The organism is Arthrobacter sp. HLT1-20, from assembly GCF_054510895.1.
On record NZ_JBTNDR010000040.1, the window covers coordinates 1 to 19752 of the forward strand.

18 protein-coding genes are annotated in these 19752 nt (G+C 63.7%); 14 read left to right on the forward strand and 4 right to left on the reverse strand.

Annotation, left to right across the window (positions count from 1 at the left end):
• Window positions 1-267 precede the first annotated feature (267 nt).
• On the reverse strand, window positions 268-1524 hold the full coding sequence (locus tag ACX80Q_RS16190) for a Vps62-related protein (protein ID WP_459331561.1): 1257 nt from the start codon (window positions 1522-1524) through the stop codon (window positions 268-270).
• Window positions 1525-2039: 515 nt separating this feature from the next.
• On the opposite strand from ACX80Q_RS16190, the gene ACX80Q_RS16195 reads away from it, so the two are divergent.
• The 11 genes from ACX80Q_RS16195 (at window position 2040) to ACX80Q_RS16245 (ending at window position 13645) form a co-directional block, all read left to right on the forward strand.
• Window positions 2040-2528 (forward strand): SRPBCC domain-containing protein, encoded by a 489-nt coding sequence (locus ACX80Q_RS16195; protein WP_459331562.1) that lies wholly within the window; start codon window positions 2040-2042, stop codon window positions 2526-2528.
• 104 nt (window positions 2529-2632) lie between these two features.
• Entirely contained in the window at window positions 2633-4858 is a 2226-nt protein-coding gene (locus ACX80Q_RS16200) for a tetratricopeptide repeat protein (RefSeq protein WP_459331563.1), read from the forward strand.
• Entirely contained in the window at window positions 4848-5864 is a 1017-nt protein-coding gene (locus ACX80Q_RS16205; protein WP_459331564.1) for an HAD-IIA family hydrolase, read from the forward strand. The genes ACX80Q_RS16200 and ACX80Q_RS16205 overlap by 11 nt, the downstream gene beginning before the upstream one ends.
• Window positions 5861-6049: a hypothetical protein gene (locus ACX80Q_RS16210; RefSeq protein ID WP_459331565.1), complete on the forward strand. Its 189-nt coding sequence runs from the start codon at window positions 5861-5863 to the stop codon at window positions 6047-6049. The genes ACX80Q_RS16205 and ACX80Q_RS16210 overlap by 4 nt, the downstream gene beginning before the upstream one ends.
• On the forward strand, window positions 6049-6888 hold the full coding sequence (locus ACX80Q_RS16215) for a TlyA family RNA methyltransferase (RefSeq protein ID WP_459331566.1): 840 nt from the start codon (window positions 6049-6051) through the stop codon (window positions 6886-6888). Before ACX80Q_RS16210 ends, ACX80Q_RS16215 begins: the two co-directional genes overlap by 1 nt.
• Before the next feature lie 37 nt (window positions 6889-6925).
• The gene (locus ACX80Q_RS16220) at window positions 6926-8002 is read left to right on the forward strand and encodes an NAD kinase (protein ID WP_459331567.1); all 1077 of its coding nucleotides are present in this window, start codon (window positions 6926-6928) and stop codon (window positions 8000-8002) included.
• Window positions 7999-9726, forward strand: a complete 1728-nt coding sequence (recN, locus tag ACX80Q_RS16225; protein WP_459331568.1) for a DNA repair protein RecN — start codon at window positions 7999-8001, stop codon at window positions 9724-9726. The genes ACX80Q_RS16220 and recN overlap by 4 nt, the downstream gene beginning before the upstream one ends.
• Before the next feature lie 60 nt (window positions 9727-9786).
• The gene (locus tag ACX80Q_RS16230; protein WP_459331569.1) at window positions 9787-11493 is read left to right on the forward strand and encodes a CTP synthase; all 1707 of its coding nucleotides are present in this window, start codon (window positions 9787-9789) and stop codon (window positions 11491-11493) included.
• Window positions 11493-12179 (forward strand): NUDIX domain-containing protein, encoded by a 687-nt coding sequence (locus ACX80Q_RS16235; RefSeq protein WP_459331570.1) that lies wholly within the window; start codon window positions 11493-11495, stop codon window positions 12177-12179. The genes ACX80Q_RS16230 and ACX80Q_RS16235 overlap by 1 nt, the downstream gene beginning before the upstream one ends.
• The gene (xerD, locus tag ACX80Q_RS16240) at window positions 12176-13132 is read left to right on the forward strand and encodes a site-specific tyrosine recombinase XerD (protein ID WP_459331571.1); all 957 of its coding nucleotides are present in this window, start codon (window positions 12176-12178) and stop codon (window positions 13130-13132) included. Before ACX80Q_RS16235 ends, xerD begins: the two co-directional genes overlap by 4 nt.
• Window positions 13133-13246: 114 nt before the next feature.
• Window positions 13247-13645: a rhodanese-like domain-containing protein gene (locus ACX80Q_RS16245; protein WP_459331572.1), complete on the forward strand. Its 399-nt coding sequence runs from the start codon at window positions 13247-13249 to the stop codon at window positions 13643-13645.
• A gap of 87 nt (window positions 13646-13732) precedes the next feature.
• Here ACX80Q_RS16245 and ACX80Q_RS16250 read toward each other — a convergent pair whose 3' ends face one another.
• The 3 genes from ACX80Q_RS16250 to ACX80Q_RS16260 are packed head-to-tail and all read right to left on the reverse strand — an operon-like array spanning window position 13733 to window position 15911.
• Window positions 13733-14137, reverse strand: coding sequence for a RidA family protein (locus ACX80Q_RS16250; RefSeq protein ID WP_459331573.1), 405 nt, complete (start codon window positions 14135-14137; stop codon window positions 13733-13735).
• On the reverse strand, window positions 14134-14895 hold the full coding sequence (locus tag ACX80Q_RS16255) for an IclR family transcriptional regulator (RefSeq protein ID WP_459331574.1): 762 nt from the start codon (window positions 14893-14895) through the stop codon (window positions 14134-14136). The genes ACX80Q_RS16250 and ACX80Q_RS16255 overlap by 4 nt, the downstream gene beginning before the upstream one ends.
• The gene (locus ACX80Q_RS16260; RefSeq protein WP_459331575.1) at window positions 14892-15911 is read right to left on the reverse strand and encodes a sugar kinase; all 1020 of its coding nucleotides are present in this window, start codon (window positions 15909-15911) and stop codon (window positions 14892-14894) included. The genes ACX80Q_RS16255 and ACX80Q_RS16260 overlap by 4 nt, the downstream gene beginning before the upstream one ends.
• A 219-nt stretch (window positions 15912-16130) precedes the next feature.
• Between ACX80Q_RS16260 and ACX80Q_RS16265 the strand changes: the two genes are divergently transcribed.
• The 3 genes from ACX80Q_RS16265 to ACX80Q_RS16275 are packed head-to-tail and all read left to right on the forward strand — an operon-like array spanning window position 16131 to window position 19744.
• Window positions 16131-17486, forward strand: a complete 1356-nt coding sequence (locus ACX80Q_RS16265; protein ID WP_459331576.1) for a type III PLP-dependent enzyme domain-containing protein — start codon at window positions 16131-16133, stop codon at window positions 17484-17486.
• 15 nt (window positions 17487-17501) lie between these two features.
• Complete coding sequence (locus ACX80Q_RS16270; RefSeq protein WP_459331577.1) at window positions 17502-19112, forward strand: N-acyl-D-amino-acid deacylase family protein; 1611 nt, start codon at window positions 17502-17504, stop codon at window positions 19110-19112.
• Window positions 19109-19744 carry a bifunctional 4-hydroxy-2-oxoglutarate aldolase/2-dehydro-3-deoxy-phosphogluconate aldolase gene (locus ACX80Q_RS16275; RefSeq protein ID WP_459331578.1) on the forward strand — a complete coding sequence of 212 codons (636 nt, stop codon included), beginning with the start codon at window positions 19109-19111 and terminating at the stop codon, window positions 19742-19744. The genes ACX80Q_RS16270 and ACX80Q_RS16275 overlap by 4 nt, the downstream gene beginning before the upstream one ends.
• The last annotated feature ends 8 nt before the right edge of the window (window positions 19745-19752 follow it).

Here is a 19752-nt window from a genome sequence, read left to right on the forward strand (position 1 = left end):
AAGACCCACAGCGCCGATGGTACTGCATTCGTGAGGATGTGGGAGAGTAGGACACCGCCGGACAACACGTAAAAAAGGTAGAGGCCCCACACAACATGTGGGGCCTCCCTCCATTTAACAACCAAACCACACACACCACACACGGCCACCCCCACCAGGGCGGCCATCACTATTTAATGGGTAGATCGACGAGCAACTGAGCGGCTCTGGGGAGATGCAATTGTGGCCAGCGGTTTGCGCCGCCAGCCACAGTCACGTGTTGCGCCGCTACTTCGGATTGCTGTCCGTGACGTGGCTGTCGGACGTCTCGAATGTCACTACACTCATGACGTTGCCTGAGGTGCGGTAGACCACGAAGTCTGTCAGCCTCTGCCAGAGCTGGGCAATGTCTGCCTTGGGGATGGGGGTGGTCAACGACGTGGTTGTCTGGGAATCAGTGGTAGTGCTGATGCTTCCACTGAGCTGCATTTCATCCGTGTACTTGACCGAGGCCTTTGCACTGTAGGATCCGACCTCAATGCCCACCTCGGCGCCCACTTCGAGTGAAGTGGTGTGCTGAAAACCAGTGGAGGACGACTGAGAGGAGCCAACCGTGAAGGACTGCGTGATGCTTGCTCCTTCCGGTGAAGAGAAGGTTCTGATGCAGAACCATGAAGGTTCGGCGGCCAGATAATAGAACGGGCTGGAGACAGCTGCAGGGTCGTTGACCATGATCGATGGAAGTACGGCGACGTTCCCCAGACCTGGTGAGGTCTTTGTGCCGTCCGCATTGTGGGGGTCGTAGACGGGGAACGGAACGTCGGCGCCCGCGACGGGGAGCATGAGCTTGGTCAGGACAAGACACCAGGAAGTGTTCGGCAAATCGCCATGCTCATCGCTCAGCATGGTTGTCGGGGCGAGCAGGAACTTGTCGTTCTGCACACTCTGTCCTGCCAATGACGGCACGCTCAGATTGCCGTTGTGTTCGGTCCAGTGAGAGCCTGAATCGCTCCAGAACTCCTGCGTTGGCGTGTATTGGAGGTACTCAGTCTTGATGCACCAGTAGTTGCTTGGATCGGGGCTCTTTCCGTTGAATCCCACACAGATTCCCAGTGCCTGATATCCGTCCGGTGCCGTGGGCCAGAAGTAGGCGATGTCGTTGGAGTTGCGGGATCCGGCGTCGTCCAGGATCCACGTGAAGCCTGTGGGGCGGGCCAGGGCATCTTCCCGACCCTGCATCGGGGCAAGAAGCATGATGGGTGTCTTCTGGATTGCTGTGCTGTTCACAGCAGCAAAGTCACCCAGTGGTGAGAAATTTGTGGAATCGCCCCCGTACTCACCGTAGAACGTGATGGCATTTCCCCTCTGCGCTGACCAGCCATTGACGAACTTCGTGGGGTCGGCAAACTTGATCAGGAACGGGTCGAACGGAGCGCCCTTGTTGGCGTAGTCGGCAGCGGCAATGGCCGCTGCCACCAAATCCCCGGGCCCGGAAGGGCTGGCTGTGAGTTCGGAGGTTGCCTCTTGGGTGATGGTCGAGTTCATGGTGTCCTCAGTTTTTGTGGTTGGCGCCCGGCTCCAATGCCGGGCGTGTGTCCTGACCCGGAAGATCTGAGACCTCCGGAGCGATACGCCATCGAATGACAGCCAAAAGATCAAGGGCTGGCGATGGATCAAGGTTGGGTAGGGGCAGTCGCGTCAACCAAGGTGTGAATGGAGGGTACTGGCGGCTGCACAACCACCGACCGAACGGTCTGACGCCCACTGCGGTACCACAGTGGACTCATCAAACAACGAAGCTCCCCAGCCAGAATCGGTTGATAGGACCGAGAATAGACTTGCCCGGATCAAATTAATAGTGCCAGAGAGCACATTCATCCAAAGGGACAGCGTCAAGGTGGAGACTCATCGTGGGCGCCACTTTGGTTTCCATCCGAGGAGGAAGGTTGATGGCGAAACAAACCACATCCTGTCTCGTGGCGTGCGGCTTGCCAGTCCGTGGGCATGATTGGGCTGCCCGTGGCCGTGCTATCCGCATCTTGGCGACGTAAGGTGGGTGGATGCCTAATCTTTTTTCCCACGCACATGAACCGGACTATGTGTCACCCCTAGCCGCTGAATCATTTGTAGAGTCGGTAGTCATCAATGTTCCGCTCGACCAGGCGTTTGACGGCTTCACCGACGCCATCCATCTGTGGTGGCCGGTCTCGGAACAGAGCGTCTTCGGTGATGGCAGTACCGTGGCCATTTTGCGCGATCACCTGGTGGAGGAATCGTTCGACGGCGACGAAGTGGTCTGGGCCGACGTCCAGGAGTGGGAATCGCCGTCGTTCATCAAACTGCACTGGACCTTGGGCCAAGAACAGTTCGGCACGTCGGAGATAGAAATCCATTTTGAGCCGGTAGGCGGGGGCATGACCCGCGTCAGAATCGATTACCAGCAAGTTCCCGGGCTCCAGAGTGCCTCGGACGGCGTGTTTGCCTGTGATTGGCCACTCATCTGCTCCAGATACGCCAGATTCATGGGTGGAGCCGTAAAGCTCGACTAGACTGGTAGATGGACCAATGGGTCCAGAGATTTTTCAAAGATCACCAATAGTGAAGAGCGGCTGTTACTGTGCCAGTTAGTGCGCTCGAAGGTTTAGGAGTCGGCATGGCTGAGCATTACGAAGGCAAGAGCGAGGGTAACTCCCGCGGACGCGACAACAACAATGGTGGTGGCCGTCCTTACGGTGACCGTCCGGCGACCAACGACCGCCAGCCGGCGCGTCCCTACAGCGACCGCCCGGCACGCAGTAACGACCGCCCCTCATACGGCGATCGCGACAACCGCGGTGGCCAGGGTGGACGTCCCTCAGGCGACCGCCCCTCGTACGGCAACCGTGACGACCGTCCGGCACGCTCCGGTGGCGACCGCCCGTCCTACGGTGAACGTCCCGCACGCAGTAACGACCGCCCTTCCTACGGCAACCGCGATGACCGCGGTGGCCAGGGTGGACGCCCCTCAGGCGACCGCCCTTCCTACGGTGACCGTCCGGCACGCAGCAACGACCGCCCCTCATACGGTGACCGCGACAACCGCGGTGCTGACCGCCCCATGGTGAATGGCCGTCGCGAAGACCGCAAGCCGTTTGGTGACCGCGACAACCGCGGTGGCCAAGGTGGACGCCCCTCAGGCGACCGCCCCTCCTACGGCCAGCGCGATGACCGCGGTGGCCAAGGTGGACGCCCCTCGGGCGACCGCCCCTCTTACGGCGACCGTCCCGCACGCTCAGGTGGCGACCGTCCCTACGGCGATCGCCCCGCACGCAGCAACGATCGCCCGTCCTACGGCCAGCGTGATGACCGTGGTGGACGCCCCTCAGGCGACCGCCCCGCATATGGCAACCGCGATGACCGCGGTGACCGTGGTGGACGCCCCTCAGGCGACCGCCCCGCATATGGCAACCGCGACGACCGTCCCGCACGCTCCGGCGGAGACCGTCCCTACGGCGACCGCCCGGCACGCAGCAACGACCGCCCGTCCTACGGCGATCGCGACAACCGTGGTGGACGCCCCTCAGGTGACCGCCCCTCCTACGGCGACCGCCCGGCACGCAGCAACGACCGTCCCTCAGGTGACCGCCCGTCATACGGCAACCGTGACGACCGTCCGGCACGCAGCAACGACCGCCCGTCCTTCGGTGGCCGTGACGACCGTGGTGGACGCCCCTCGGGCGACCGCCCCACATATGGCAACCGCGATGACCGTGGTGGCCAGGGTGGACGCCCCTCAGGTGACCGTCCCTCCTACGGTGACCGCCCGGCACGCAGCAACGACCGCCCGTCAGGTGACCGCCCCAGCCACGGTGCACGCGAGGAACGCGGCCCCCGCACGGCTCCGGAGCGCAACGCTGGCGATCTGCGCAGCTCCAACCGCCCGGACCGCGACCGTTCACCGCACATCGACAGCGATGTCACGGGTGAAGAGCTGGACAAGGTAACCCGCGCCCAGCTGCGCATCCTGGATTCCCGTAACAATGAATGGGTTTCCAAGCACCTGGTCATGGCCGGCCGTTTGATCGACTTCGAGCCGGAGCTGGCCTTCGAGCACGCCTTGGCGGCAAGCCGTCGTGGCGGCCGTTTGGCTTGTGTCCGCGAAGCAGTGGCCATGACGGCCTATGCAGCCGGCAAGTACGACGAGGCGCTGCGCGAACTGCGCACCTTCCGCCGCATCAGTGGCTCCAACGTTCACCTGCCCTTGATGGCAGACTGCGAACGCGGCTTGGGCCGCCCGGACCGCGCCCTGGACTTGATCAAGTCCGAGGACGCCGCAACGTTGGACACCGCCGGCAAGGTGGAACTGGCCATTGTTGAATCCGGTGCCCGTGGCGACCTCGGCGAACTGGATGCCGCACTGTCGGCCCTGGAGATCCCGCAACTGGACATCAACCGTGCGTTCTCCTTCAGCCCGCGCCTGTTCCGTGCCTACGGCATGGTGCTGCGCGCAGCTGACCGCAAGGATGAGGCCAAGACGTGGGAACGCCAGGCATTGGTGGCCGAGGAAGCCTTGGGCATCGATGACAGCACCGACCAGATCATCATGGACCTGGGCGACGACGAAGACATCCCCTTGGACGCGCCGCGTGCTCGCGTGCGTGTTTCAGACGTCATGGCTCCGGCCACGGCACCTGTAGCAAACGACGCCGCAACCCTGGCAGCTGCCGAGCTCACCTCCTCTGACGCCGATGCGGCTGAGTTGGACGAGCCGAACGTGGACGACGCCGAGTCGTCCTACTTTGAATCCGATGATGCTGAATCAGACGAAGACAGTGCCGATGAGGACCAGGCATCCGCCGAAGGCGAGGAATCCGGCGAGCACAACACCAGTGGCAGCTAAGAATTTGCTGACTGACTATGACGCGGTTTTGGCGGATCTGGACGGCGTAGTTTACGCCGGTCCGGCCGCCATTCCCGGCGCCATTGATGCGTTGAGCGGCCTTGCGTCGCTCAACGTAAGGCTGGCGTACGTGACCAACAATGCCTCACGTACGCCAGCGCAGGTCGCTGCCCATTTGCGCGAGCTCGGCGCCCCCGCCGACGATGATCAAGTGGTCAGCTCTGCACAGGCCGGCGCCGCCCTCCTGGCCCAAAAGTTTCCGGCCGGAACTCGGGTTTTGGTCACCGGCAGTGAGGCCCTGGCCCAAGAGGTGCAGGCCTTTGGCATGGAGATCGTGGCAGGTGCCGCCGACTCACCGCAGGTAGTCATCCAGGGCTTTGACCCGGGACTTGGCTGGGCTGATTTGGCAGAGGCCACCTACGCCATCAACGCCGGTGCGGTATGGATTGCCACCAACACGGACATGACCATTCCCCGGGACCGGGGGATCGCACCCGGCAACGGGACCTTGGTCGCAGCGGTGCGTGCCGCCGTCGGGCATGACCCCTTGGTGGCTGGCAAACCCGAGGCGCCGCTCTTCCACACAGCCGCCAACCGTCTGGGCGCCAAGGCGCCCCTGGTGGTGGGGGACAGGCTGGACACCGACATTCTGGGCGGCAACAACGCCGGGATGGCGACAGCCCTTGTTCTGACAGGTGTGGATTCGGGCGAGACTGCGCTGCGTGCATGCACAGCGGAGCGGCCCACGTTCATCATTCCCACCCTGACAGAGCTGTACACCGCCTACCCGGAGATCGCGTTCGACGGCGCAACAGTCACCTGTGGCGCCGCTGCCGCGACCGTGACGCGGGCCGGCGACGGCGAATCCGTTGACACCGTCCACATTGCCGGCGCCGCCGATGATCCCGATGCGTGGCGGGCCGCGTGTGCCGCGTGGTGGGCTGCAGTGCCCCAGGCGGATGCGGCAACCACGCCAGTCATCACCTGGCACACCACCCTGCCATGAACGAAGTAACCACCGCAGCGACACAGCCCACCGGTGATCCCGGCGTTGACGCGCTGGTGGAGCTGGTCGTGCAGACCGGCCAGCTCCCGGTGGGGGACCACAAAGCGCTGTACGCCACCGTCTTGGCCGGCCTGGAAAGCGAACTCAACGCGGACCCTGCGGCCGCACTTAAAGGAGCATCCTGATGACCCGATTGGACCAAGAACTGGTCAACCGCGGCCTAGCCCGTTCACGGACCGTGGCCGCCACGTTCATCAAGGCAGGCCGGGTCAGCGTTGATGGCATCACCACAGCCAAGGCCGCGCACCCTGTCACGGAGCTGACGCCGCTTGAAGTGGCGCCCGGGACTGAAGAGGACTACGTCTCCCGCGCCGGCCACAAACTTGCTGGTGCCCTGGCGCACTTCCCACAGGTCACCATTGCCGGCAAGCGCTGCTTTGATGCAGGCGCCTCAACAGGTGGCTTCACGGACGTTTTGCTGCGCAACGGTGCAGCCAAGGTCGCCGCAGTGGACGTTGGGCACGGCCAGCTGGTTGAGTCCCTGCGCAACGATCCTCGTGTGGAAGTCTACGAGGGCCTCAATATTCGCTACATGCACCCCGAGGAGATGGGCGGTGCCGCGGACCTGACAGTGTGTGACCTGTCCTTCATCTCCCTGACGAAGGTCATGGCCCCCTTGACCTTGGCCACCAAGGAGGGCGGCGAGTTGCTGCTCATGGTCAAGCCCCAATTTGAGGTGGGCAAGGACAACTTGGCCCGCACAGGTGTTGTCAGCAGTGAGAATGAACGACGCCGGGCAGTGGCGCTGGTTGCCCAGTCCGCCGTCGCCAATGGCTTGCGCCTGCAGGGGATCGGCACCAGTTCCCTGCCCGGCCAAGAGGGAAATGTTGAGTATTTTCTGCTGGCTAGCCGGGAAGTGTCGGGGCCTGCGCCTAAGATCGAAGAACAAGAGCTGGCAGTTGAGACACTGCTGGCCCAGCTGTGGCCCGCCGCATCAAGGGGCGGGCAGCAAGCAGTCCCGTAATTAGTTCTCCTGCTACAACGTGATGAGGAAACAGCACATGACACGGCGCGTCTTGATTCTGGCCCATACCGGCCGTGAAGAGTCGATGCTGGCAGCCCTCGAGGCGTGCGTGGAACTTCATGCAAACAGTATTGTTCCCGTCATGTATGCCGACGAACTGGCAGACATGACAGGCTACCTGGGGGTCTCCAGCGTCAAAATGGAGATCCTTGACAGGGACGTCACCCTGGCCGACATTGAACTGGTCATGGTCCTGGGCGGTGATGGCACCATTTTGCGTGCCGCAGAGATTGTCCGCGACTTTGACCTGCCCCTGCTGGGCGTCAATCTGGGCCATGTGGGCTTCCTTGCCGAGAGCGAGCGTGAGGAGCTCATCCAAACAGTTGCGGCAGTGGTGCAACGCAAGTACTCGGTGGAGGAACGCATGTGCCTGGATGTTGTTGTCAAGGTTGCCGGCAAAGTGGTGGCGCACACCTGGGCCCTGAATGAAGTGGCCCTGGAAAAAGGCAACCGCGAACGCATGATTGAGGTCGTCACCGAGGTTGACGGGCGGCCGCTGACCTCCTTTGGCTGCGACGGCGTGGTCATGGCCACCCCCACCGGTTCCACGGCCTACGCGTTTTCCGCAGGAGGCCCCGTGGTGTGGCCCGGGGTGGAAGCCCTGCTCATGGTCCCCATCAGCGCCCACGCACTGTTTGCCAAGCCGCTGGTGGTGGCACCCACCTCCACCCTGGCCGTTGAAGTGCTGACCCGCAACGGCGCCTACGGTGTCATTTGGTGCGACGGCCGGCGCACCGTGGATCTGCTCCCCGGTGCCCGCATTGAGGTGACCCGATCGTCCAAGCCGGTCAAACTGGCCAGGACCCAGCAATCCACGTTCTCCGAGCGCCTGGTGCGCAAGTTTGAGCTGCCGGTGCAGGGCTGGCGCGGCCCTTCGGCCGAGGAATCCCAACCAACCACCACCCAGCTTCCCATCATCAAGACGCTGCGTCCCAAAACATCCTTGGAGGGCCCCCGTACGGGACCCATTCCGCAGCTGCCCGATTTGAGAATTCCACCCCCGGAGAGCCAGTATTCCGGCACCCAGGCGTTTTACGGAGAGGAGACCACGTGATTGAAGAAATTCGTATCCGCGACCTTGGCGTCATTTCCGAATCAACGCTTCCGCTGGGTCCAGGCCTGAGCGTCGTCAGCGGCGAGACCGGCGCAGGCAAGACCATGGTGGTGACCGCCGTCGGGCTGCTGCTGGGAAACCGGGCAGATGCCGGGGCCGTGCGCAACGGCGCCAAGTCCGCCTCCGCCGAAGCAACCCTGACTCTGCCGGCGGGCCATCCGGCGCTGCTGCGGGCCCTCGAAGCAGGTGCCGAGATCGACGAGTTCGACGGCGGCGCGCAGCTGATCCTGGCCCGCACCGTCAGTGCCGATGGGCGTAGCCGGGCCCATGTCGGCGGGCGCAGCGCCCCCATCGGGGTGCTGAACGAGCTGGGGGAGGCACTGGTTGCCGTGCATGGGCAGTCGGACCAAATCCGCCTCAAGAACCCCTCGGCCCAGCGGGTGGCCCTGGACAAGTTTGCGGCCGAGGCCAACAAGGGTTTCGCGGCCAAACTGCGCAACTACAAGCAGGTCTTTGAGCGGTGGCGTGAAACCCAGGGCGAGCTGGCGCTCCTGCGCTCGGCCAGCCGGGAACGCCTGCGCGAGGCTGATTCGCTGTCAACAGCTTTGGCCGAGATTGATGCCGTGGAGCCGCTGCCGGCCGAGGACGAGATCCTCAAGGCCCAGGCCGTGAAACTGGGCAACGTCGAGGAGCTGCGCAAGGCGGCACTGGGCGCCCATGAGGCCCTGAGTGCTGCCGACTACGGTGACGGTGTTGACGCGGCCTCCCTGGTGGACACCGCCAAGCGCCTCGTGGAGGCTGTCGCGCAGAGTGATGAGGAGCTGACGCAGACCGCCAAGCGACTCTCCGAGGTGGGCTATCTGCTGGCCGACATCGCCCGGGACCTGGCCAGTTACGCCACGTCCCTGGATTCGGATGGCCCCGGACGGCTGTCCGAGGTGGAGGACCGCCGCGGTGCCCTGGCCGTGTTGGTGCGCAAATACGCCCCAAGCATTGATGAAGTTCTTGCCTGGGCTGACGCCGCACGAGTTCGGTTGGCGGATCTCAGCGATGATTCGGGCAGGATCGAGTCCCTCGAAGCGCAGGAGGCGGCCTCACTCGCCGAGCTGGGCATCCTGGCCGCCGAGGTCACGGCCTTGCGCAGTTCGGCCGCTGCCAAGCTCGCCAAGGCAGTCAGCGCCGAATTGAAGGCGCTGGCCATGCCGGACGCCAAACTGGTCATTGACATCACTGCCGCCGAGCGCAGCATCCACGGCGAGGACGAGATTTCCTTCCTGCTGGCTCCGCACGCGGGCGCGCTGCCGCGTCCGCTGGGCAAGGGTGCCTCCGGTGGTGAACTCTCCCGTGTCATGTTGGCCCTTGAGGTGGTGCTGGCGGCAGTGGACCCCGTGCCGACCTTTGTGTTCGACGAGGTTGATTCGGGTGTGGGCGGCAAAGCCGCGGTGGAAATTGGCCGCAGGCTGGCCATGCTGGCCCAGCATGTGCAGGTATTGGTGGTCACACACCTGCCCCAGGTGGCAGCGTTTGCTGACCAGCACATCCTGGTCACCAAGAGTTCTGTGAGCAAAAACTCAACAGGAATCACCACCAGCAATGTGCGGCTTTTGACGTACGAGGAACGGGTCGTGGAATTGGCCCGAATGCTTGCAGGGCAGGAGGACTCGGCCACGGCACAGGCCCACGCCAAGGAATTGTTGGCGCAGGCAGCGCGTCCCACATCCTAGGATCAGGGGGCGCTTATGCTTATTTTAAGTACCGTCCGCGAATGTTTATTGGCTCATTAGATGATAGGCTCGAATTCCGTGGTGCAACGATCAAATTCCCGGTTCAGTGGTCAGTCCAAGACGACCAAACACATCTTCGTCACCGGTGGCGTAGCTTCTTCGCTGGGCAAGGGGTTGACGGCTTCAAGCCTCGGCCACTTGCTCCGAGCGCGCGGCCTCTCGGTGACCATGCAAAAGCTCGATCCCTATCTCAATGTGGATCCTGGCACAATGAATCCCTTCCAGCACGGTGAAGTCTTCGTCACTGACGACGGCGCCGAAACAGACCTGGACATTGGCCACTACGAGCGCTTCCTTGATGAAAATCTTGAAGGCTCCGCCAATGTCACCACCGGTCAGGTGTACTCAACAGTCATTGCCAAGGAACGCCGCGGCGAATACCTGGGCGACACTGTTCAGGTCATCCCGCATATCACCGATGAAATCAAGCGTCGCATGCGTCTGCCCGCCGAGGGCAAAAACGCCCCCGACGTCATCATCACCGAAATTGGTGGCACTGTTGGGGACATTGAATCCCAGCCGTTCCTGGAGTCGGCACGCCAGGTGCGCCAGGACATTGGCCGCAACAACGTGTTCTTCGCCCATGTTTCCCTGGTGCCCTACATTGGCCCGTCCCAGGAACTGAAGACCAAGCCCACGCAGCACTCTGTTGCGGCACTGCGCTCGTTGGGCATCCAGCCCGACGCCCTCATCCTGCGCTCCGACCGTGTCCTGCCCGAGGCAATGCACGCCAAGATTGGCCGCGCCTGCGATGTTGACGTTGAAGCGGTCATCGGCTGCCCCGATGCCCCCAGCATCTACGACATCCCCAAGACCCTGCACTCCCAGGGCCTGGATTCCTACATTGTGCGTGCCCTGGACCTGCCCTTCAAGGACGTGGACTGGACCAAGTGGGACAAGCTCCTTGAAGCCGTCCACAACCCCCTGCACCACATCGAGATCGCCCTGGTGGGCAAGTACATTGACCTGCCGGACGCTTACCTCTCCGTGACCGAAGCCCTGCGTGCTGGCGGCTTCGCCAACAGCACCAAGGTCAAGATTCGCTGGGTCCCTTCCGATGACTGCGAAACCGAAGCCGGTGCCCTCAAGGCGCTGGGAGACGTCGACGCGATCTGCGTGCCCGGCGGCTTCGGCATCCGCGGACTGGAAGGCAAGCTGGGCGCCTTGAAGTTTGCTCGCGAAAACAAGATCCCCACACTGGGTCTTTGCCTGGGCCTGCAGTCCATGGTCATCGAGTACGCCAGGAACATTGTTGGCCTGGAAGGCGCATCGTCCTCCGAGTTCGACGACAACCCCAAGTACCCTGTCATTGCCACTATGGAAGAGCAGCTGGACATTGTGAGCGGCTTGGGCGATCTGGGCGGCACCATGCGCCTGGGCCTCTACCCGGCAGTGCTGACCGAAGGTTCCGTCATTGCGGAGACCTACGGCACCACCGACGTTTCCGAGCGCCACCGGCACCGCTACGAGGTCAACAACAAGTATCGCGAGCAGATTGCTGAAGCCGGGCTGGTGTTCTCCGGAACCTCACCCGACGGCAAGCTCGTGGAATTTGTTGAGCTGCCCCGTGAGGTGCACCCGTACTACGTTTCCACCCAGGCACACCCGGAATTGAGCTCGCGCCCCACCCGGCCGCACCCGCTCTTTGCCGGTCTGGTGGCTGCAGCCCTGGACCGTCAAAACGCAACACGGTTGATGGAAGTTTAATGACCGCGCCCGGTACACCGTCATGGACGGACACTAAGCACCCAGCGGGGGAGCCGGTGGCTGACACTCTGAGCCACCGCCCCTTGCAGTCCTCCGCGACGGTGTACCAGGGCCGCATCTGGGACGTCGTCTCAGACACCTTTTCTCTTGCACCCGGTGCCAAGCCGCTGACCCGTGACTATATTGCCCACCCGGGGGCGGTGGCCGTTGTGGTGCTGAACGAGCACAACCAGGTCCTGTTGCTGAGCCAGTACAGGCACCCCGTGCAGATGGTCCTTTGGGAGATCCCGGCAGGCCTTTTGGATGTGGAAGGTGAGGACTACGTTGTAGGTGCCGCCCGTGAATTGGCTGAAGAGGCCGATCTTGTGGCAGCCCAATGGCATATCCTGGCCGATTTCTTCAACTCTCCCGGTTCCTCCAGCGAGGCCATCAGGATCTATCTGGCCCGCGGACTCTCCATGGTGCCCGAGGCGGACCGCCACGTGCGCACTGAAGAGGAGGCCGAAATCGAGTTCCGCTGGGTTGACCTTGCCGAGGCCGCCACCGCCGTGCTGGAGGGGCGCATTCACAACCCGTCCGCCGTCGTAGGAATTTTGGCGGCGGCTCAGGCGCAACGGGACGGCTTTGCCTCCCTGCGCCCGGCTGATGCGCGGTGGCCTGAACACCCGTCCCAGCGCAAGCGGTGACCTCGCCGGCTGCTTCCTCGGTGCTGAGGCGGAGCATTCAAGACTATTTGCTCCACGTTGGCGTTGAACGCGGCTTGGCGCCCAACACCCTGCAGGCTTATGCCAGGGACCTGCGGCGCTACGAAGAATTCCTCGCCGCAGCCCTCGTCACCGAGCTGGGTCAGATCACCCGCCACCACGTCAGCGAGTTTGCCCAAGGGCTCTCCGACGGTGCTGACGGCGGCTCGGCCTTGGGCCTGCGCTCCGTGGCAAGGACTGTGGTGGCCGTGCGCGGCCTGCACAAGTTCTGGGCCTTGGAAGGCATGAGCGACGCCGACCCTGCAGCGGATGTCCACCCGCCCCAGGCGGGTCAACGATTGCCCAAAGCCATCAGCGTGCACGATGTCACGCGCATCCTGGAAGCGGCAGGTTCGGACACACCCACAGGCCTGCGGGATGCGGCCATGCTTGAATTCTTGTACTCCACCGGAGCCCGCATCAGCGAAGCCGTGGGGCTTGACGTAGATGACCTGGTCCTGCCCGAGAACCTCGAAGACGGTCCGTCACTGGTGCGGCTCTTCGGCAAGGGGTCCAAGGAACGCATTGTCCCCATTGGCTCCTACGCCCTGCGCGCATTGGAGTCCTACCTGGTCCGCGGCCGCCCGGTCCTAGTGGCCAAGGGTTCCGGCACACCTGCCCTGTTCCTCAATGCTAGAGGAGGGCGGATCAGCCGGCAGAGCGTCTGGACCATCCTGAAGGCCGCCGCCGAGGCTGCCCAGGTCCAGGCAGTGGTCTCCCCGCACACCCTGCGCCATTCCTTTGCCACCCACCTGTTGGAGGGCGGCGCCGATGTCCGCGTGGTGCAGGAACTGCTGGGCCACGCCTCGGTCACCACCACGCAGGTCTACACGCTCGTCACGGCCGAGACACTGCGTGAGGTTTACGCGGCGGCCCACCCCAGGGCCCTCGGCTAGCTTTTTCCAACTGACCCGCAGAAAACGCCGAAAAATGGCGGTTCGGCTGCGTTTTTCGGCGTTATCTGCGGGTCAGTTCGAAGTGCGGCGGTGATGCCGCTCTAAGCTGGAGGCATGAGCCACGCCACCGAGTATTTCCGGAACAAATTGGATTTTGAGATTGACGTGATGGACGTCCACGGGCGTCTCGCAGCGGGGGATTGTGTGGTGGTCGACACCCGCCGCCACGCCTCCTGGGAACACGGACACATCCCCGGGGCCCTACACCTGCCCACGGCGCTCATCCCGGCCCAGGCGGCCGTCCTGATCCCCGCTGGGACTCCCGTGGTGGTGTACTCGTGGGGGCCCGGTTGCAACGGCAGCACCTTTGCCGCCCTGGCCTTCGCAGAGCTGGGCTATCCGGTCAAGGAAATGCTGGGCGGGATTGAATACTGGGCTAGGAACGGACTGCCCGTGGAGTCGTCCGACGGCGTCACCGTGCCTCCCAGCGACCCACTCGTCACGGCGGACTAAAATGCAAACTGACCCGCAGAAAACGCCGAAAAAACACGATTTTCATCGATTTTTCGGCGTTTTCTGCGGGTCAGATGGGTGTGGGGCTTAGGCGGTGACGGCCAGGGCGTCGATTTCCACCAGCATGACCTCGTGCGGCAGGTCGACGAAGACTGTGGTGCGGGAGGGGAGCTGGCCGCTGGGGACGTTTTCCTTGATGAATTCGCCGTAGACATCGTTCATGGCGGGGAAGTCGTCGCGCGTGGTCAGGTAGACGCGGAACATGATGACGTCCTCAACGCTGGAGCCGCCGGCTTCCAGGATGGCCTTGACGTTCTCGAGGGTGCGGCGGGTCTGGATGCGGACGTCGCCTTCGCCAATGTACTCGTTGGCAACCGGGTCCATGGGGCCCTGGCCGGAGACCTGAAACAGGCCGCCCTTTTTGACGCCCTGGGAGAAGGTGTGCGCCGGGGCGGGAGCGTTTTCGGTCCGGACAATTGTTTTTTCACTCATCGAGTGTTCCTTTCATTGGAGACCCAGCCCAAATCCTTCGAGATGGCCTGCGTCCCATTTATTAGTATTGGCAGTAGTTTGAGCAAGTCTTCATAGTTCAGCAGCACCACGGGCACCGAGAACGACGCCGCCCCCACCACACGTCCCGAGGCGTCCCGGATGGGTGCTGCCACGCAGTGCACAATCGATTCATGCTCCGATTTGTCCTGCGCCCAGCCTTGTTCGCCCACCACGGCAAGCTCCGCCAGCAACGCCTCGGGCGTGGTGAGCGTGTTCTCCGTCATTTTGACGTAGTCCAACCCGGCGGCAATCTGTTCCTGCCGCGAGCGGGGCATGTCAGCCAGAATCACCTTGGCCACTGCCGCCGAGTGCAGCGCCGCCGTGAGGCCAATCCTGGAGTACATGCGGACCGGGTGGTGAGACTCGAACTTGTCGATGTACACCACCTCGGCGCCTTCCAGTTCAGCCAGGTGCACGGTGTGGCCCGTTTGGTCGTTCAGGCGGGCCAGATGTGGACGGGCCACCTGCCGCAGATCCCGCTGTTCCAGCGCCAGGGAGGAAAGCTCAAAGAGTTTGCGCCCCAACTGGAACTGGCCGGCGTTGTTGCGCACCAGAAAATGTTCGGCCTCCAGGGAGTGCAACAGGCGCATGACAGTTGTCTTGTGGACATTTGAGGTGGACGCCAGCTCATCGAGGGTGGCGGGCTGCTTGGCCAGCTGCGCCATCAAATTCAGGGCACGGACCAGGCTCTGACTCACTGCAGGGCCCCTGTCAGCGCGGGGGAGTCAATCCGGCCCGGCGCCACATGGGTGGCGGCCCAGTCGGCTTCGGAGCAGGCCAAAATGGTGTCCAAGACCTCGGCGCTGGGAAGCGGGCCGCGGTCGCCGGGGACGGTCAAGGTGGCTGCGGCGCTCAGGTGCCCGCGGCGCAGTGACGAGCGCTGGTCCAGGCCAAAGAGCATGCCGCTGAGGTATCCGGCGGCGAAGGCGTCGCCGGCGCCCACCGGCTCCAGTACGGATACGCTCAGGGACGGCACTTCAACCCGGCCGCCGTCGCGCATCAAGGCAATGGCTGAGGTGTGGGCGTTCTTGAGCACAATGACGGCTGGGTCGGGCAGCAGGGCCCGCAGCGCGGATTCGTCATTGGTTCCGAACGCCGGAATAGCCTCATCGGCGCCCACCAGTACGACGTCGGACTGGTTGGCCAGGGTGCGCAGGATGGCTTTGTCCTCGTGGGCCCACAGGGCGCCGCGCCAGTTCACATCAAAGGAGATCAGGCGGCCGTTGCGCGGCAATGCCAGGATAGCTGCCAACAGACCCCGGCAGCTGGGTGAGAGTGCTGCTGTGATACCACTGAGATGGATCAAGGCGGCTGCGTCCAGCAGTGCTGTCACCGCGGGGTTGTCCAGCATGGCCGCACTCATGGCCGAGGCTGCCGAATCCTTGCGGTAGTACAGAACGGAGCCTTCCTCGGAGTCCGACTGTGCGGAAGCAGGAATCTTCACGTATAGGCCCGTGGCCAGTTCGGCGTCGGTTTCCACGCCGGTGACGCCCACGCTGTGTGCGGAAAGGTCATTGAGAATGCGGGTGCCAAAACCGTCGCGGCCCACCCGGCCCACCCAGTGGGCGTCAACACCCATGGCGCCCAGGCCCATGGCCACGTTGGATTCGGCGCCGCCAACGCCATAAAACAGTTCCGTGGCCTCCGCCAGGGGGACCTGCTGCGTGGGGGTGAGCATGGCCATCGTCTCTCCGATGCAAACAACTGAAAGCATGGACCTTCTGCACTTCCTCTCACACGGTTTGGGCGGCTGATTTCACCCGTGAATTGGGGCTCTGGAGCGAGTTTCCAACAGTCTAAGCTGTGCTTGGCATCTCATTCCCACCTTGACGGGCGAATCCAGACCATGTTAGACATGCTCTTGGTGAGTTTGCAACTAGCGTTGCAAAATACGCAACGGGGCCGGATGGCTGGCCCGTGAAGGGAAGCAACAATGGGCAGCACGCAAGCGGCTAACAACACGAGCACAACAGGCTCCGGCATCAATTCCGCCATGGTGGATGCGCTCGATGAGATTGACTTGAGCTGGAAGTACAAGGCTGCTCCGGCCACGTCCCACGGCCAGAGCGCCGGGGCGTTTGTGGCTTCCGGTGTGTCGCTCGCCGATCTGCAAACCCCGCTGCTGACCTTGAGCGCAGCCGCCACGTCCGCCAATATTGAGCGCATGGCCAGCTGGTGCGCCGGCAAGGGCGTGCTGCTGGCACCCCACGGCAAGACCACCATGGCGCCGCAAATGTGGCGCGAGCAGCTTGCGCACGGTGCGTGGGGCATCACCCTTGCCAATGCTGCGCAGCTGCGGGTGGGCCACGCCTTTGGGCTCCGGCGCGTCATGGTGGCCAACAGCCTGACCGACCCTGCTGCCATCACCTGGTTGGCGGCCGCGCAGGGCCCCTCTTTCTCCGTGGTGTCCTGGGTTGATTCGCTGCAGACGGTTGCCCTGCAGGAAGCCGTTCTTTCGGCAGTTCCCGGCTCGGTCATCGATGTCATTGTGGAACTTGGCGGAGTCGGCGGCCGCACCGGCATCCGCACAGTCGCCCAGGCTCTTGAACTGGCCCGCGCAGTCGACGCCGCCACGCATTTGCGCCTGGTTGGCGTGGGCGGCTACGAAGGCTCCCTGGCCCACACGGCCGACGCCGATGCCCTCACCACAGTGCGCGGCTACCTGTCCAGCGTGAAGGAACTCCACGAGACCCTGCTGAGCGAGAACCTCTACGCCCATGGCGCCGAAATCATTGTCACGGCCGGAGGCAGCGCCTACTTTGACGACGTGGCGGCCATGCTCAGTTCCTGCACCAGCGACGGCGCCAACGGCCGGCCCCGCATTGACGTGATCATCCGCAGCGGCGCGTACGTGGTGCACGACGACGGCTTCTACCGAGGCATTTCGCCCTTGGGCAGTGGCGCGCGTGCCCTAGAAGGTGGCGTCCCCTTCACCTCCGCCATGCACGCCTGGGCCAGGGTCGTTTCAGCACCCCAGCCGGGCCTGGCCATCCTCGACGCCGGCAAGCGAGACCTGCCCGTTGATGAGGGCCTGCCCGAACCGCAGATGCTGGGGACGTCCCTGGGTGGCGAGATGGCGGAGCTGGCAGGCGCCAGTATCAGCGCCGTCAATGACCAGCATTCCTTCCTGCGTTTTGACCCGGAAACCACCACCGTCAACATTGGCGATGTGGTTCGTCTGGGGCTGTCACACCCCTGCACAGCCTTTGACAAGTGGGCACTCATTCCAGTTCTGGCCGACACTGGCACCGACAACCGCGTTGTGGATCTCATCCACACGTTCTTCTAAGCCGTGGAAACCCCTATGCGCACTGTCATTGCCAACGCGACCGTTGTGGACGGCACCGGCGCGCCAAGGTTCGCCGCCGACGTCGTCCTGGAAAACGGCACCATTCACAGCATCGCCGCCCCGGGCACGTACCCCCTGTCCGACGGCGTGATTGACGCCAGCGGGCTGGTGCTGAGTCCCGGGTTCATCGACATGCACGCCCATTCCGATCTGCAGCTGTTCCTGAACCCGGAGCACTACGCCAAACTCAGCCAGGGTGTCACCACCGAGCTGCTGGGCCAGGACGGACTGTCCTATGCCCCGATCGATGACGTCACCCTTGAAGGTGTGCGGCAAAAGATTGCCGGATGGAATGACAACCCCGAGGACTTTGACTTCAACTGGCGCACGGTGGGGGAGTACCTGGACCGCCTTGACGAGGGCATCGCCACGAATGCCGCCTACCTGATTCCCCAGGGCACCGTCCGGGCCATGGTGCGTGGCTTTGGTGAGGGCGACGCGACGGCCGAGGAAATCGCCGCCCAGCAGGCAGTGATCCGGACTGGGATGGCCGAAGGTGCCGTGGGCATGTCCTCAGGCCTGACCTATACGCCGGGCATGTACGCCACCACCGAGGAGTTAGCACAGCTGTGCTCCACAGTGGCTGAGTTTGGCGGCTTCTACGCCCCGCACCACCGCTCTTACGGCAAAGGCGCCCTTGAGGCGTATGACGAAATGATTGAGCTGAGCCGTGAAACCGGCTGCGCCCTGCACCTCTCCCATGCCACCATGAACTTTGCCCCGAACAAGGGCCGCGCGCCGGAACTGCTGGGGCTCATTGACCGTGCCCTGGACGACGGCGTGGACATCACCTTAGACACGTACCCGTACCTGCCAGGTGCCACCACCTTGTCCGCGATTCTGCCCAGCTGGGCCTCCGCGGGCGGTAGCCAGCCCACCATGGACCGGCTCCGCGACCCGGACACCCTGGTGCGGATCAGGGAGAACGTGGAGATTTACGGCTCCGACGGCTGCCATGGTGTGGTGGCCGAGTGGGAGACGCTGGAAATTTCCGGCGTCAAGAACCCCGCTTTGGACGACTTTGTGGGCAAGACGGTGGCCCAGATCGCCGAGGAATCCGCTCAGGATCCCTTCGACGTGTTCGTGGATATTCTGCTGCGCGACAAGATGGCCACCGGCATTCTGCAGCATGTGGGCCACGAGGAAAATGTGCAGGCCATCATGGTCCACAGAACCCACACCGGCGGCAGTGACGGCATCCTGGTGGGCGGCAAGCCGCACCCGCGGGCTTGGGGAACGTTCCCCCGCTACCTGGGCCACTACACCCGTGAATTGGGCCTGCTGACACTGGAAGAAACCGTCAATCACCTCACCGGCCGCCCCGCCGCGCGGCTCAAGCTTGTGAACCGTGGCCTGGTCCGTGTTGGTCAAGCCGCAGATCTGGTGCTCTTTGACCCGGAAACCGTCAACGCCACAGCCACCTTTGCCGAGCCGCGCCAAGCGGCTACCGGCATCCACTACGTCTTTGTCAATGGCGTTGCCGCCATCAAGGCAGGCAAGCCCACCGGTGCACGCGCCGGCAGGGCCTTGCGCCGCACCCCGGAAGGAACACGATCCACCCCATGAACAACCTTGAATTCATTGCCCGGCTGGAAGCGGACCGCACCATCGCGGTGGTCCGCGCCCCTGACATTGCCGACGCCGCAGAGCTCTGCCGCGCCCTCGTCGCCGGAGGTATCTCCGGGGTTGAACTGACGTACACCACCCCCAATCTGCTGGGGCATGTTGCCCGCGCCGCGGAAACCGCCGCCCAGCACGGTGCCGTGGTGGGGGTAGGTACGGTTCTCACCGCCGATCAGGCCAAGGCCGCCATCGATTCCGGCGCCCAGTTCTTGGTGACTCCCGGGATTCGCCCCGAGGTGGCCAAGGTCGCCGCCGACGCCGGCATCCCCTTCTCCCTGGGGGCCCTGACCCCCACGGAGGTGGCCATGGCGCTGGACCTCGGGTCCGCCGTCGTCAAGATCTTCCCTGCCAGCACCATGGGCCCGGCCTACCTGAAGGATCTGCAGGGCCCCTACCCGGGTATCAAGCTGCTGCCCTCTGGCGGAATCAACGCCGACAACGCCAAGGACTTCCTCGCAGCCGGCGCCCTCGCCGTCTGCTGCGGAACCGCAGTGGTGCCGCCCGCCGTGGTAGCTGCCGGCACCTGGGCAGAGATCACCGCCCGCGCCGCAGCGTTCACCAGCATTCTTCGCTAATCATCTTC

What these genes read in the sequence shown, in the direction of transcription:
- ACX80Q_RS16190 (WP_459331561.1), bottom strand. Translation starts at nt 1,524, where the DNA reads ATGAACTCGACCATCACCCAAGAGGCAACCTCCGAACTCACAGCCAGC.
- ACX80Q_RS16195 (WP_459331562.1), top strand. Translation starts at nt 2,040, where the DNA reads ATGCCTAATCTTTTTTCCCACGCACATGAACCGGACTATGTGTCACCC.
- ACX80Q_RS16200 (WP_459331563.1), top strand. Translation starts at nt 2,633, where the DNA reads ATGGCTGAGCATTACGAAGGCAAGAGCGAGGGTAACTCCCGCGGACGC.
- ACX80Q_RS16210 (WP_459331565.1), top strand. Translation starts at nt 5,861, where the DNA reads ATGAACGAAGTAACCACCGCAGCGACACAGCCCACCGGTGATCCCGGC.
- ACX80Q_RS16215 (WP_459331566.1), top strand. Translation starts at nt 6,049, where the DNA reads ATGACCCGATTGGACCAAGAACTGGTCAACCGCGGCCTAGCCCGTTCA.
- ACX80Q_RS16220 (WP_459331567.1), top strand. Translation starts at nt 6,926, where the DNA reads ATGACACGGCGCGTCTTGATTCTGGCCCATACCGGCCGTGAAGAGTCG.
- ACX80Q_RS16230 (WP_459331569.1), top strand. Translation starts at nt 9,787, where the DNA reads ATGATAGGCTCGAATTCCGTGGTGCAACGATCAAATTCCCGGTTCAGT.
- ACX80Q_RS16235 (WP_459331570.1), top strand. Translation starts at nt 11,493, where the DNA reads ATGACCGCGCCCGGTACACCGTCATGGACGGACACTAAGCACCCAGCG.
- ACX80Q_RS16245 (WP_459331572.1), top strand. Translation starts at nt 13,247, where the DNA reads ATGAGCCACGCCACCGAGTATTTCCGGAACAAATTGGATTTTGAGATT.
- ACX80Q_RS16250 (WP_459331573.1), bottom strand. Translation starts at nt 14,137, where the DNA reads ATGAGTGAAAAAACAATTGTCCGGACCGAAAACGCTCCCGCCCCGGCG.
- ACX80Q_RS16260 (WP_459331575.1), bottom strand. Translation starts at nt 15,911, where the DNA reads ATGCTTTCAGTTGTTTGCATCGGAGAGACGATGGCCATGCTCACCCCC.
- ACX80Q_RS16265 (WP_459331576.1), top strand. Translation starts at nt 16,131, where the DNA reads ATGGGCAGCACGCAAGCGGCTAACAACACGAGCACAACAGGCTCCGGC.
- ACX80Q_RS16270 (WP_459331577.1), top strand. Translation starts at nt 17,502, where the DNA reads ATGCGCACTGTCATTGCCAACGCGACCGTTGTGGACGGCACCGGCGCG.
- ACX80Q_RS16275 (WP_459331578.1), top strand. Translation starts at nt 19,109, where the DNA reads ATGAACAACCTTGAATTCATTGCCCGGCTGGAAGCGGACCGCACCATC.